Source organism: Serratia sp. 1D1416 (assembly GCF_003641105.1).
Classification (GTDB): domain Bacteria; phylum Pseudomonadota; class Gammaproteobacteria; order Enterobacterales; family Enterobacteriaceae; genus Serratia; species Serratia ficaria.
Genome location: NZ_CP032738.1, coordinates 4,651,295 through 4,664,909 on the forward strand (window position 1 = coordinate 4,651,295; position 13,615 = coordinate 4,664,909).

Here is a 13,615-nt window from a genome sequence, read left to right on the forward strand (position 1 = left end):
TATACGCCTTAAAACGGCAGATCCCAATGCTTGTGATTCAGGCGGGCTGCGAGCAGCCGCTGCGGCCGTGCCACTGCTTCAGACGGTGTCGCCACAGCATGACATGCCAGCCTTGCTTGATGCCGCGCGCATTGGCGGCCATTGCCTTGTCGATGCCGCGCCGGTAGAACTCTTCGGTTATCCGGCACTGCGCCGTCAGCTCCGGCTCGCGGCGGATGCTGTGGCAGATGCCCAGCGCTTCGCGGGCGATCTGCCAGTGGAACGCCGGGCGAAGATCGATTTTGTCCGCATAGCGGTGGTTGAGCTGCGTCAGCATTTCGACGATCTTCATGTAATGACGCTGATATTGCACATTGGCGTTGCCGGTACGGCGGCGGTTGCTGATCGACCGATCGTGCACCCGCTGCCGGTACAGCGGTTTACTCAGGTATTTGACCCGCTGCGCATTGAACATCACTTCGGTAGTCCAGGGTATATCCTGATGATGCAGACCCGGTTCAAAATACAGCCGATGTTGTTTGATAAAATCAAGACGATATATCGCCAGCCACACCACGTGAATAAACCGGCGCGACTTCAGCGCCCGCTCGAACCACTGTACGCCGTCGATCACCGCCGTGCTGCTCAACCGCTGCGCTGGGAATATCGGCTTAAGCTCATCCTGGCTGGCGAAATAGCGCTCGCCGTTGCACTGCATAACATCTAATTGATGTTTTTCCGCCTGCTCCAGCAGCGTGGAATACATCTCCGGCGCCAATAAATCATCCGCGTCCGGAAACGCCACGTATTTTCCCCGGGCGATGGCCAGGCCGGCATTGCGCGCATTGGACACCCCGGCGTTGGCCTGATCGATCACCCTGATATGCGGGTGTTGGGCCGCGTAACGGTGGGCAATATCGCCGGAGCCGTCGGTGGAACCATCATTGACGATGATCACCTCCAGCCGGCGCTCATGCTGCGCCAGCAGCGAGGCCAGGAAAGGTTCGAACAGCGATCCCGCATTATGCAGCGGGACGATGACGCTCAGCATTAACGACATGGTCAGCTCTTCAATAATGTGACGAATTAATTTTATTTCTTAGCGATATCAATGCATTTTAGAATGCAGCGTCGCGCCGAAATAATGCCCCAGGCTTTTCAACGGATGCCTGAATGCGCGTTGGCTGATTTTGTCTTTTTGTGCGCAAGCGCCGCAGAGACATGAATGAACAGTTGCATGGTCAGCGGATTCGTCGATCCACAGACCGCATTTTCGACAGAAAGACATAGCTGCCCCCATTCGTTTGATGACGAACTGAAACAATAATAAGATGAAATTAATAGATTAATTTTTTTATAATTTCCGGCAGGGAACGCCGATAGATAAATATGACGCTGGCAACCGGACTTATTAATTTTTAGCATATTGAATTACGGTTAATGGCGCAAAAAATGCTTCGTCGCCAGATTGTTCAATTGCCGTTGATGTGGGCTGTGCTTGGCGTCGCGCACGACGAGGCATGCGCGCAACGGCCGACTATGGCAGAATAGCCGGCAGACACCGCCGCCTCCGACAGTCAGGTTTATTCAACTCCATGAGCGTAACCGCCCCAAACGTCAAGTCTTTGCCCTACTCCCGCGGCGCCCTGTTGGCGCTCTTCGCCCCGCTCGCCCACCAGCCCTGGGCGATGCTGCTGCACTCGGGATTTGCCGAACATTCCCACAATCGTTTCGACATTCTGGTCGCGGAGCCCAACGTCACGCTGACCACCCGCGGCCAGGTCACCGAGATCCGCCAGGGCGACAGCCGGCAACAATCCGCCGAGGATCCTTTTAGCCTGCTGCAGCAACAGCTGGCGGCGCAAGGGTGGCGGCCGCCTTTCAATGCCGACCTGCCGTTCCAGGGCGGCGCACTGGGATTGTTCGGTTACGATCTGGGCCGCAGGATTGAGCCGCTGCCGCAGCTGGCCGCCGCCGACCTGGCGCTGCCGGATATGGCGATAGGCCTCTATGACTGGGCGCTGATCGCCGACCATCAACAGCAAAAGCTGACGCTGCTCAGCTATCGGGACGTCGAGCAGCGCTGGCAGTGGCTCAGCCGGCAGCAGGCCCCCCCGCAGCGGCCGTTCGCCCTGACCGGCGGCTGGCGGGCCAATATGACGCGCCAACAGTACGGTGAGAAATTCCAGCGCATCCAGCATTATTTGCGCAGCGGCGACTGCTATCAGATCAATCTGGCGCAGCGCTTTTCCGCCGACTATCAAGGGGATGAATGGCAGGCGTTTCAGCAGCTCAGCGCCAGCAACCGCGCGCCCTTTTCCGCGTTTCTGCGCCTGCCGGAAAACAGCGTGCTGAGCGTCTCTCCCGAACGTTTTCTTTGGCTGGAGCAACAGCGGATCCAAACCCGGCCGATCAAAGGCACCCTGCCGCGGCTGGCGGACGCGGCGCAGGACGCCGCACAGGCCGAGCGGCTGGCGCACTCCCCCAAGGACCGCGCGGAGAATCTGATGATCGTCGATCTGCTGCGCAACGATATCGGCCGCGTGGCGCTGCCGGGCAGCGTGCGGGTGCCGCAGCTGTTCGCCGTGGAACCCTTCCCGGCGGTGCATCATTTGGTCAGCACCATCACCGCGACGCTGCCGGAGACCACGCCGGCCACCGACCTGCTGCGCGCCTGCTTCCCCGGCGGCTCGATCACCGGCGCCCCCAAGGTGCGGGCGATGGCCATCATCGAAGAGCTGGAGCCGCAGCGCCGCAACGCCTACTGCGGCAGCATCGGCTACCTCAGCGCCTGCGGCACCATGGACACCAATATCGCCATCCGCACGCTGATCGCCGAAAATGGCCGCATCCATTGCTCCGCCGGCGGCGGCATCGTGGCGGACAGCCAGGAACAGGCGGAGTATCAGGAAACCTTCGACAAGGTTGGCCGCATTCTGCCGCAGCTTGGGGAGTTTAGCCTGTCGTGAACCCACCGAATTATCCGGCCTCGCTGGCCGCCTTTATCAGCCGTTTCCAGCTGCAGCTGCCGCAGGCATCGCAGATTTCGCACAACGTGCGCCCGGCGGCGGTGCTGATCCCGATTGTTTGCCGCCCGGAGCCGACGCTGCTGCTGACCCGGCGCGCCGACTCGTTGCGTAAACACGCCGGCCAGGTGGCGTTTCCCGGCGGCAAAACCGACGCCGATGACGGCTCGGCGATCGTCACGGCGCTGCGTGAAGCGCAGGAAGAGGTGGCTATCCCGCCGCAGGCCGTCACCGTCATCGGCCAGATGGCGCCGCTCGACAGCAGCACCGGATTCCAGGTCACGCCGATCGTCGGCCTGATCCCGCCGGAGGTGCAGTTCCACGCCAACGAGGCCGAAGTGGCTGACGTCTTCGAGATGCCGCTGCGCGAAGCCCTGACGCTATCGCGCTATTATCCGCTGGATATTCACCGCGGCGGCCATACGCACCGCATTTATCTTTCCTGGTATCAAAGCCAGTTCGTGTGGGGGCTCACCGCCGCGATCATTCGACGTCTGGCGCAGCAAGTCAGCCTCTGAAGTCAATAAGGTGACCTGCATCACAATTTAAACCGGTATGCGGCACGCAGCCGCAGGTAAAGCGATCGCCATCACTTCATCCGTTTGCTTTTTCAACTACCTTGCTGGCTGACACGGTTTTAAAAAAACTGTAAACCCTCTCTTAAACCTTACGAAATACCTGTAAAATACTGCCGACCGAGATAAACCACTGTCGATACAGGGATTAGGCCGGCGGCGCCCCGCAACGGAAGCCGGCGCGATTACCCTCTGATGGAATGGGGGCAAAGGACGGTTCCGCGCCCGGCCTGACGCCTGCGGTAATCAGCAAAGAAAGTAACACCAAGGATTATTTTATTTCATGCGAAAAAGGCAGCCGAACCCGTACGGTGCTTTTACACTATCGCAGTTCCCTGCGCGGTTTTTAACCGCCGCAGCCATAACAATATGCCTCTAAGGAGTTTTAGCGTGATTAGCGTTTTCGACATGTTTAAGATCGGCATCGGCCCGTCCAGCTCTCATACGGTTGGACCGATGAAAGCCGGCAAACAGTTTGTCGACGATCTGGTAAATAAAGGCCTGATGCCTTCTATCACGCGTGTCGCCGTAGACGTTTACGGCTCACTCTCATTGACCGGTAAAGGTCACCATACCGATATCGCTATCATCCTCGGCCTGGCGGGCAATATGCCCGACACCGTTGATATCGATAGCATCCCGGGTTTTATTCGCGATGTAGAACAACGTCAACGCCTGATGCTGGCCAGCGGTCTGCATGAGGTTGATTTCCCGCGCGACGGCGGCATGGTCTTCCGCAGCGACAACCTGCCGCTGCATGAAAACGGCATGCGCATCCACGCCTTCGCCGGCGACAAGGAAATTTACAGCAAGACTTATTACTCCATCGGCGGCGGCTTTATCGTCGATGAAGAAAACTTCGGCAAGGCCGACGCCCATGAGCTGAGCGTGCCTTACCCGTTCAACTTCGCCCGCGACATCCTTCAGCACTGCCGTGAAACCGGGCTGTCGCTGTCCGGCATGGTGATGCAAAACGAGCTGGCGCTGCACAGCAAGCAGGAAATCGAGACCTACTTCGGCAACGTCTGGCAAACCATGCGCGCCTGTATCGATCGCGGCCTGAACACCGAAGGCGTGCTGCCTGGTCCGCTGCGCGTGCCGCGTCGCGCCTCCGCTCTGCGCCGCATGCTGGTGTCCTCCGACAAGCTGTCCAGCGATCCGATGAACGTGATCGACTGGGTCAACATGTTCGCGCTGGCGGTAAATGAAGAGAACGCCGCCGGCGGCCGCGTGGTCACCGCGCCGACCAACGGCGCCTGCGGCATCGTGCCTGCGGTGCTGGCGTATTACGATCACTTTATCGAATCCGTCAGCCCGGACATCTACATCCGCTACTTTATGGCGGCGGGGGCGATTGGCGCGCTGTACAAGATGAACGCCTCCATTTCCGGCGCCGAAGTCGGCTGCCAGGGCGAAGTGGGCGTCGCCTGCTCCATGGCGGCGGCCGGCCTGGCCGAACTGCTGGGCGGCAGCCCGGAGCAGGTTTGCGTGGCGGCGGAGATCGGCATGGAACACAACCTGGGCTTAACCTGCGACCCGGTCGCCGGCCAGGTGCAGGTTCCCTGCATCGAACGCAACGCCATCGCCTCGGTCAAGGCGATCAACTCGGCGCGCATGGCTCTGCGCCGCACCAGCGAACCGCGCGTTTCGCTGGATAAGGTGATCGAGACCATGTACGAAACCGGCAAGGACATGAACGCCAAATACCGCGAAACCTCGCGCGGCGGCCTGGCCATCAAGGTGCAGTGCGACTGACCCCCGACCCCGCCCTCCGGCGGGGTTTTTTATCGCCAATCGCCCGCGTGCGGCCACATTTGTGACATTGTCACCCAAAGTTCCCTCGCCGTTGCTCCCTGCGATCCCGCGGTTAACCCGCAAATAAGCCTTCTGTTTCGCCAAATTTAAATAATTTACTGGGTTATCATCAATCTTGTATAACCACAGGCTAGAATTAGCCGAGTATAATTTTACGGGAACATAGCCTGACGCTGACTCGGAGCAGGTTTACCGAACAAGGATTTACCAGATGTTGATGACCCACCTTGCCGCGTCCCAATATCGCTACTACCGTTGGCTGCTGGCCGGCGCGGTGGGGCTGGCTATTCTGTTGATATCGCTGTACACCCGCTATTATCAAGAGGTCACAAACATCGAACAGAGCCAGCAGGCGCTGGCCACCCGCACCGTCACCAAAATCAATCAGCTGCTGCAGCCGGCCGAGCTGCAGGCCGGGCGCAGCATGCCGCTGCTGGAACAAAGCTGCGAGAGCGCCATGCCGACGCTGCGTTTTCGCGCCGCGCAAAACCAGGCGCTGCGCTCCATGCTGCTGGTGAAAAACGACAAGATTTACTGCTCCAGCCTGTTCGGCGCCCGCGATTATCAATTCGCCGCCGTGCTGCCGAGCATCGCCAACGGCGGCGCCAGGCTGGCGCTGCGGCCTTCGCTGGCGGTGAGCCGGGGCGTGCCGACGCTGGTGATGTGGACGCCGTCCGCCAGCGACAAAAACAGCGGCGTGCTGCACGTTTTCAATATCGAGCTGCTGGCCAACTTCCTGCTCGAGCCTCAGGACCCCTATGCCCAGCGGGTGGTGCTGAACGTCGCCGACAACAGCCTGGAATACGGCCGACGGGAAATCCTCAACCGCGATACCCTGACCGCCGACCTGCGCTATACCGCCAACTCCGCCAAATATCCCTTCTCGGTTTCGCTGTTTGGCCCGCCGGTCGGCATGCTGGCGCTGGCCGCGCTGCCGCGGCACATCCCGCTGGCGTTATTGGTCAGCCTGCTGGCGGCCTACGTGGTGTATTTGCTGACCGCCAACCGCATGAGCCTGGCCTACCATATCGGCCACGCCATCACCCACCGCGAGTTTCGCGTTTACTGCCAGCCGATTATCAACAGCGACACCGGACGTTGCTCGGGGGTTGAGATGCTGCTGCGCTGGAAGAAGAAGCGCCAGGGCTGGATCTCGCCGGACGTGTTCATTCCGCTGGCGGAGCAGCATGAGCTGATCATCCCGCTGACCCGCTATCTGATGAATACCGTGGTGGAAAACCTGCAGCTGTTCCCGCCGCGCCCGTCGTTTTACATCAGCATCAACGTGGCCGCCGAGCATTTCAACGCGGTCAATATCATCGATGATATTCGGCAGATTTGGCTGCCGGCGCAGCCGATGCCTTCCCTGATGCTGGAACTGACCGAGCGCACCGCGCTGTCGGCCATTCAATACGAGCAAATAAAAACGCTGAAAGAGATGGGGATCATGCTGGCCATCGATGACTTCGGCACCGGGCACAGCTCGCTGAGCTACCTGAAAAACCTCAGCCCGGACGTGTTGAAAATCGATCGCGGCTTTACCGCCGCCATCGGCACCGACGCGGTTAACGCCACCGTCACCGACACCATCATCCTGCTGGCGCAGCGCCTGAAGCTGAAGCTGGTGGCCGAGGGGGTCGAGACGGAGGAACAGGCGGACTACCTGCGCGCGCGCGAGGTGAACGCCCTGCAGGGCTATTACTTCGCCAAACCCATGCCTATCCATGTGTTCCCGCTGTGGTTACGGCAATACGAGTCGCGTTTGAGAACCGGCGCAGAGCCGGAGGGGCAGGCAAACCAGCCGGAGGCGTAACGCCCCCGGCCCGCAGATTACGGCAGTTCCCGGTGTTCGGGCTCCGTCTTGGTAATGCGCACCAGCTCGATGCGGTAATCGGTGACCTCGACGATGTCGAAACGCAGCCGGTTCAGCTCCACCACGTCGCCCACCGCCGGCATCTGGCCATAATGCGCCAGCAGGAAACCCGCCAGCGAAGCGTAGTCCGCCGTCGGGCTGACCAGATCCTCGCAGTTCAGCGCCTGCTCCAGCGAATGCAGGTCGGCCCCGCCCTTCACCAGCCAGCCGTCGCCTTCCGCCACGATATCCGGCGTTTCATCTTCATCAGGGAATTCACCGGCAATCGCCTCCAGCACGTCCAGCGGCGTCACCAGCCCCTGCACCACGCCGAACTCGTTGGCGACCACCACCAGGCGCCCCTTGGCGCGCCGCAGCACCGCCAGCAGGTTGATCACGTCCATGGTTTCCGGCACCACGATCGGCGGCGTGCGCGCGGCGAATTCGGCGATGTCCTCACCCTGCTCCAGCGCCACCAGCAGATCCTTGGCGCGCACCACGCCGACGATCTCATCAATCGATTCGCGGCACACCGGGAACAGGCTGTGCGGCGTGTCCAGCAGCTGCTCGCGCACCTCTTCGCGGGAGCGTTCGCAATCGACCCAGGAGATGTCGGTACGCGGCGTCATCACGCTGCGCAGCGAGCGCGAGGCCAGCGTCAGAACCCCGCTGATCATATAGCGCTCTTCCTCGGCAAAGGTTTCTTCCGTCGGGCGGGCGGCGGTTTCATCCGTCTGCTGCGCGCGCCGTTGCCCCATCAGGCGCATGATCGCCTCCGCCGTACGCTCGCGCATCGGGCGGCGCGCCTGGTGCTTGATAAAGTTGCGGCGCGCAATCTGGTTAAACAGCTCGATCAGGATGGAGAAACCGATAGCCGCGTACAGATAGCCTTTCGGAATATGCATGCCGAAGCCTTCGGCGATCAGGCTCAGGCCGATCATCAGCAGGAAGCTCAGGCACAGCACCACGATGGTCGGGTGCGCGTTGACGAAGTTGGTCAAAGGTTTCGACGCCAGCAGCATCACCGCCATGGCGATCACCACGGCGGTCATCATCACCGGCAGGTCATTCACCATCCCCACCGCGGTGATTACCGCGTCGAGCGAGAACACCGCGTCGAGGATCACAATCTGCACCACCACCGCCCAGAATTTGGCGTAGCCGCGGTTGGCGCCGTCCTGGTGCGTCTGCCCTTCCAGCCGCTCATGCAGCTCCATGGTGGCCTTGAACAGCAGGAACACCCCGCCGAACAGCAGGATCAGGTCACGGCCGGAGAAGCTGAACTCGCCCACGCTGAACAGCGGCGTGGTCAGCGTCACCATCCAGGAGATCACCGACAGCAGCCCCAGGCGCATGATCAGCGCCAGCGACAGGCCGAGGACCCGCGCTTTGTCGCGCTGCTTCGGCGGCAGCTTATCGGCCAGAATGGCGATAAACACCAGGTTGTCGATGCCCAGAACGATTTCCAATACCACCAGCGTAAGTAACCCGGCCCAAATTGAGGGGTCCATTAAAAATTCCATGTCAGACTCCGGAAAAAAGACGGGATTGCCGAGCCAGGCTCAGGCGCGACGAGGCTGACGCCACAGGGGCGCAGGCGACAACGGCAAGATTACGGGATTGCAGTACCGGGGGGTGGCCGAGCGGCCGGGTGAATGATACAACGCCAGCAGGTGGCGGGTGAAACCTTGAAAAACAGTAACTTCGGTGACAGTCCATAGGGAGGGCTGAGGCCCTTCACTCCTTGGTGATGAAAGAAGAAATAACTCTAGCAGGATTTTTCTGGGCGGCAAAGCGGCTTTTTTACCTGCTGCAACGTCTGGTAACCGCTCTGGCGTTTAATTCCGCAAACGCGGCACTAGGAGTAATCCGAGCTTTCAATAACAGAGCAATGTCACAAAATTTATTTTTTCACTCACTAAAATAAATGGCGTCAACGTGGAATAACACGCACAGGTTTTTGAAACTGCGTGGGAAATGTTAGGCGTGCGTTTCTTTTTATCTACCATAATGTATCTGAACCGCGGAAGTGACTGCCAGGGAGGCAATAAGAACGACACAATCCGTGCCTATACCCATGGCTTTCAGGCAGCAGCCGCAACGCTGCGGATTGAAAGATGACGGGTATGAAGTTTAATGAGGAGGTAGCGAGTGGCAATAGCTATTATCATCGGCACACACGGGACCGCAGCGGAACAATTGCTGAAAACGGCAGAAATGCTATTGGGCGAGCAGGATAACGTCGCCTTTATAGATTTCGTTCCCGGTGAAAATGCCGAAACGTTAATCGTGAAGTACAACGAGAAAATCAGCGAACTCGACACCAGCGGCGGTGTGCTGTTCCTGGTGGATACCTGGGGCGGCAGCCCGTTCAACGCGGCCAGCCGCATCGCCGTCGATAAAGAGCGCTACGAGGTGGTCACCGGGGTTAACATCCCGATGCTGGTGGAAACCTTTATGGCCCGTGATGACAACCCCGGCTTTGACGAACTGGTCGCGCTGGCGCTGGAAACCGGCCGCGAAGGCGTGAAGGCCCTCAAGAAACCGCAGGAAGAGAGCGTCAAGCCCGCGGCGCCCGTCGCCAGGGCCGCCGCCCCGCAGGCGCCGCTTGGCCCGAATGATCACATGAAAATCGGCCTGGCGCGCATCGACGACCGCCTGATCCACGGCCAGGTCGCCACCCGCTGGACCAAGGAAACCAACGTCAGCCGCATCATCGTCGTCAGCGACGAAGTGGCCGCCGACCACGTCCGTAAAACCCTGCTGACGCAGGTTGCCCCGCCGGGCGTTACCGCTCACGTGGTCGACGTGGCGAAAGCCATCCGCGTGTGGAACAACCCGAAATACGCCGGCGATCGCGTGATGCTGCTGTTCACCAACCCGACGGACGTGTGGCGGCTGGTTGAGGGCGGCGTGGACATCAAGTCGGTCAATATCGGCGGCATGGCGTTCCGCCAGGGAAAAACTCAGGTTAACAACGCCGTTTCCGTCGATGAAAAAGATATCGAAGCGTTTAAGAAATTAAACGAACGCGGTATCGAACTGGAAGTCCGCAAAGTGTCGTCCGACAGCCAGTTAAAAATGATGGACCTGATTAACAAACTCAATTAATGGCGCACGCCAGTAATTATTTTACTCAGAGCTTTTTGGTCATAGGAGAAGTGCAATGGAGATTACCACTCTTCAGATTGTACTGATATTTATCGTTGCCTGTATCGCCGGGATGGGTTCCGTTCTCGACGAGTTCCAGTTTCACCGCCCGTTGGTCGCCTGTACGCTGATCGGCTTTATCCTCGGCGATATGAAAACCGGCATCATCATCGGCGGTACGCTGGAAATGATTGCCCTGGGCTGGATGAATATCGGTGCGGCGGTTGCGCCGGATGCGGCGTTGGCGTCAATCATTTCCACCATTCTGGTCATCGCCGGCGGGCAAAGCGTCGGCGCCGGCATCGCCCTGGCCATTCCGCTGGCGGCGGCGGGCCAGGTGCTGACCATCATCGTGCGTACCCTGACCGTGGCCTTCCAGCACGCGGCGGACAGCGCGGCGGAGCGCGGCAGCCTGCGCGCCATCACCTGGATCCACATCTCCGCCCTGCTGCTGCAGGCGATGCGCATCGCCATTCCGGCGGTGATCGTCGCCATTTCGGTCGGCACCGCAGGGGTTCACGCGCTGCTCAACTCGATCCCGGAAGTGGTCACCAGCGGGCTGAACATCGCCGGCGGCATGATCGTGGTGGTCGGTTACGCGATGGTGATCAACATGATGCGCGCCGGCTACCTGATGCCTTTCTTCTATCTGGGCTTCGTTACCGCAGCCTTCACCAACTTCAACCTGGTGGCGCTCGGCGTCATCGGCGTGGTGATGGCGGTGCTGTATATCCAGCTCAGCCCGAAATACAACAAGTCACAGGTTGTTCAGGCTGGCCCGGCTAATGCCAACGATCTCGATAACGAACTCGACTAGGAATAGGTGAGAGAAATGGTTGATACGACAGTTCAAAAGAAACTCACGCCGGCCGATATTCGCGGCGTATTCATGCGCTCGAACCTGTTCCAGGGTTCATGGAACTTCGAACGTATGCAGGCGCTGGGTTTTTGCTTCTCCATGGTGCCGGTGATCCGTCGCCTGTACCCGGAAAACAACGACGACCGCAAGCAGGCGATCAAACGCCATCTTGAGTTCTTCAACACCCACCCTTACGTGGCGGCGCCGGTGCTTGGCGTAACCATGGCGATGGAAGAACAACGCGCCAACGGCGCGCCGATCGACGACGCGGCGATCAACGGCATCAAGGTTGGCCTGATGGGGCCGCTGGCCGGCGTCGGCGACCCGATCTTCTGGGGCACGGTGCGGCCGGTATTCGCCGCGCTGGGCGCCGGTATCGCCATGAGCGGCAGCCTGCTCGGGCCGATCCTGTTCTTCGTGCTGTTTAACCTGGTGCGCCTGCTGACCCGCTACTACGGCGTGGCCTACGGCTATCGCAAAGGGGTGGACATCGTTAACGATATGGGCGGCGGCTTCCTGCAAAAACTGACGGAAGGAGCGTCCATTCTCGGCCTGTTTGTCATGGGGGCGCTGGTCAATAAGTGGACGCACGTGAATATCCCGCTGGTGGTGTCGAAAATCACCGACCAGACCGGGCATACCACGGTGACCACGGTGCAGACCATTCTCGACCAGCTGATGCCGGGCCTGGTGCCGCTGCTGCTGACCTTCGGCTGCATGTGGCTGCTGCGTCGCAAGGTGAACGCGCTGTGGATCATCATCGGCTTCTTTGCCATCGGCATCTTTGGCTACTGGATCGGCCTGCTGGGCCTGTAATCGTCATGGACCGCCGGGGGGAAACCCCCGGCTTTTTTATGTGTGGAGTAGAAGATGTCGCTGACCGATGGCGTTTTGCTGGTATTTATCGCGCTGATGTTGCTGTACTCGCTGTATGACGAGTTCGGCATGAACCTGCTGAAGGGCAAGACCTTGCTCAGGGTGCCGCTGAAGCGCCGCAACCGGATCGACTGCCTGATTTTCGTCGGCCTGATCGCCATTCTTATTTACCGCAATGTCACCGACAACGGTACGGTATTAACCACCTACCTGCTTATTTCCCTCGCGTTAATCGCCGTGTATATTTCTTATATTCGCTGGCCGAAGATGTTGTTTAAAGCGCAGGGTTTCTTTTACGCCAATGCCTTTATCGAATATAACCGCATTAAGGCCATGAATTTATCGGAAGACGGCATTTTGGTCATCGACCTGGAGCGCCGCCGGCTGCTGATTCAGGTCACCCAATTAGACGATCTGGAGAAGATATATCAATTTTTCTTGAATAATCAGTGATTAAAAAATGCACTTGCGTCCTTTCACCCCTACGACCGCGCGCTGCATGTGGTTAATTAACCCGCAGCGCCGAGGCTTTCTGATTATTATTTCCGCAACATTGTTGCATCAGACTACATTATATTCCCTCTTGCACGATCATTGATGAAAACAATTCTCGATTTCAGCGTCAATCCCCGCAAAGAATAAAGTTGTCGCCTGCGGAAATAATATGGTATGGTTGCGCCGTCATTGGGGAGTAGCCGGTTTCTGAGCAATAAAAAGTCAGAAACGCCCGTATCAACATACTCGTTTCGCCGCAAGAAACGTGGTGCGGGCAGCCAGGTAAGGTTGGCGAGACCATAGACACGTAACTCCGTCGTATGGTTGGGGGTGGGTTACGTGTATATGGAGCCGCCCGGCCGAGGCTATTTTAGATGAACCTTTCAGCAACGCTCATTCTCGCTTTTGGCATGTCCATGGATGCGTTCGCCGCGTCGATAGGCAAAGGCGCCAGCCTGCATCAACCGCGTTTCCGTGAAGCCATCCGCACCGGATTGATTTTCGGCGTCGTTGAAGCCATTACGCCGATCATCGGCTGGGCTATCGGCCTGTTCGCCAGCCAGTACATCATGGAGTGGGACCACTGGGTCGCCTTCTCGCTGCTGTTTATTCTCGGCATGCGCATGATTGTTGAAGGCGTCAGAAATCGCCCGGACGCAGAAGAGAAAGTGAAGCGCCACGGTTTCTGGCTGCTGGTCGCCACCGCCATCGCCACCAGCCTGGACGCCATGGCGATCGGCGTGGGGCTGGCCTTCCTGCAGGTGAACATCGTGCATACCGCCATGGCCATCGGCTGCGCCACCATGATCATGGCGACGCTCGGCATGATGGTCGGGCGCTTTATCGGCCCGCTGTTGGGCAAGCGCGCGGAAATTCTCGGCGGCGTGGTGCTGATCGGCATCGGCGTCAACATCCTGCTGGAACACCTGGGCTATCTGTCCTGACAGCACATCGAGCAATAAAAAACCTGCCGCGGCAGGTTTTTTCG

General features: G+C 59.1%; 11 protein-coding genes and 1 riboswitch. Of the genes, 9 read left to right on the forward strand and 2 right to left on the reverse strand.

All coding sequences use genetic code 11. From position 1 onward, the window contains the following. Window positions 1-37 precede the first annotated feature (37 nt). Window positions 38-1,039, reverse strand: coding sequence for a glycosyltransferase (locus tag D7I37_RS22615; RefSeq protein WP_061794581.1), 1,002 nt, complete (start codon window positions 1,037-1,039; stop codon window positions 38-40). A 535-nt stretch (window positions 1,040-1,574) separates the two neighbouring features. Here D7I37_RS22615 and pabB point away from each other — a divergent pair. The 4 genes from pabB (at window position 1,575) to D7I37_RS22635 (ending at window position 7,208) form a co-directional block, all read left to right on the forward strand. Continuing rightward, on the forward strand, window positions 1,575-2,948 hold the full coding sequence (gene pabB, locus D7I37_RS22620; RefSeq protein ID WP_061794582.1) for an aminodeoxychorismate synthase component 1: 1,374 nt from the start codon (window positions 1,575-1,577) through the stop codon (window positions 2,946-2,948). Beyond that, on the forward strand, window positions 2,945-3,523 hold the full coding sequence (locus D7I37_RS22625) for a CoA pyrophosphatase (protein WP_129544416.1): 579 nt from the start codon (window positions 2,945-2,947) through the stop codon (window positions 3,521-3,523). The genes pabB and D7I37_RS22625 overlap by 4 nt, the downstream gene beginning before the upstream one ends. Before the next feature lie 447 nt (window positions 3,524-3,970). Beyond that, the gene (sdaA, locus tag D7I37_RS22630; RefSeq protein WP_061794584.1) at window positions 3,971-5,335 is read left to right on the forward strand and encodes an L-serine ammonia-lyase; all 1,365 of its coding nucleotides are present in this window, start codon (window positions 3,971-3,973) and stop codon (window positions 5,333-5,335) included. Window positions 5,336-5,606: 271 nt separating this feature from the next. After that, window positions 5,607-7,208, forward strand: coding sequence for an EAL domain-containing protein (locus tag D7I37_RS22635; RefSeq protein ID WP_129544417.1), 1,602 nt, complete (start codon window positions 5,607-5,609; stop codon window positions 7,206-7,208). A gap of 17 nt (window positions 7,209-7,225) precedes the next feature. Here D7I37_RS22635 and D7I37_RS22640 read toward each other — a convergent pair whose 3' ends face one another. Continuing rightward, on the reverse strand, window positions 7,226-8,770 hold the full coding sequence (locus D7I37_RS22640; RefSeq protein WP_061794586.1) for a TerC family protein: 1,545 nt from the start codon (window positions 8,768-8,770) through the stop codon (window positions 7,226-7,228). A 628-nt stretch (window positions 8,771-9,398) separates the two neighbouring features. Here D7I37_RS22640 and manX point away from each other — a divergent pair. From manX to mntP, 5 genes are all read left to right on the forward strand, one after another. Further along, a complete protein-coding gene (gene manX, locus D7I37_RS22645) occupies window positions 9,399-10,358 on the forward strand; it encodes a PTS mannose transporter subunit IIAB (protein WP_061794587.1) in 960 nt (319 codons plus the stop codon). Between the two features lie 55 nt (window positions 10,359-10,413). Continuing rightward, window positions 10,414-11,214 (forward strand): PTS mannose/fructose/sorbose transporter subunit IIC, encoded by an 801-nt coding sequence (locus D7I37_RS22650; RefSeq protein WP_004945641.1) that lies wholly within the window; start codon window positions 10,414-10,416, stop codon window positions 11,212-11,214. A gap of 15 nt (window positions 11,215-11,229) precedes the next feature. Next, window positions 11,230-12,072 (forward strand): PTS mannose transporter subunit IID, encoded by an 843-nt coding sequence (locus D7I37_RS22655; RefSeq protein WP_061794588.1) that lies wholly within the window; start codon window positions 11,230-11,232, stop codon window positions 12,070-12,072. Window positions 12,073-12,126: 54 nt separating this feature from the next. Next, window positions 12,127-12,585, forward strand: a complete 459-nt coding sequence (locus tag D7I37_RS22660) for a DUF986 family protein (protein WP_129544418.1) — start codon at window positions 12,127-12,129, stop codon at window positions 12,583-12,585. A 221-nt stretch (window positions 12,586-12,806) separates the two neighbouring features. Further along, window positions 12,807-12,994: riboswitch (yybP-ykoY riboswitch) on the forward strand. Window positions 12,995-13,001: 7 nt separating this feature from the next. After that, the gene (gene mntP, locus D7I37_RS22665) at window positions 13,002-13,571 is read left to right on the forward strand and encodes a manganese efflux pump MntP (RefSeq protein ID WP_061794590.1); all 570 of its coding nucleotides are present in this window, start codon (window positions 13,002-13,004) and stop codon (window positions 13,569-13,571) included. Window positions 13,572-13,615: the final 44 nt, after the last annotated feature.

What these genes read in the sequence shown, in the direction of transcription:
- D7I37_RS22615 (WP_061794581.1), bottom strand. Translation starts at nt 1,039, where the DNA reads ATGTCGTTAATGCTGAGCGTCATCGTCCCGCTGCATAATGCGGGATCG.
- pabB (WP_061794582.1), top strand. Translation starts at nt 1,575, where the DNA reads ATGAGCGTAACCGCCCCAAACGTCAAGTCTTTGCCCTACTCCCGCGGC.
- D7I37_RS22635 (WP_129544417.1), top strand. Translation starts at nt 5,607, where the DNA reads ATGTTGATGACCCACCTTGCCGCGTCCCAATATCGCTACTACCGTTGG.
- D7I37_RS22640 (WP_061794586.1), bottom strand. Translation starts at nt 8,770, where the DNA reads ATGGAATTTTTAATGGACCCCTCAATTTGGGCCGGGTTACTTACGCTG.
- D7I37_RS22650 (WP_004945641.1), top strand. Translation starts at nt 10,414, where the DNA reads ATGGAGATTACCACTCTTCAGATTGTACTGATATTTATCGTTGCCTGT.
- D7I37_RS22655 (WP_061794588.1), top strand. Translation starts at nt 11,230, where the DNA reads ATGGTTGATACGACAGTTCAAAAGAAACTCACGCCGGCCGATATTCGC.
- D7I37_RS22660 (WP_129544418.1), top strand. Translation starts at nt 12,127, where the DNA reads ATGTCGCTGACCGATGGCGTTTTGCTGGTATTTATCGCGCTGATGTTG.
- mntP (WP_061794590.1), top strand. Translation starts at nt 13,002, where the DNA reads ATGAACCTTTCAGCAACGCTCATTCTCGCTTTTGGCATGTCCATGGAT.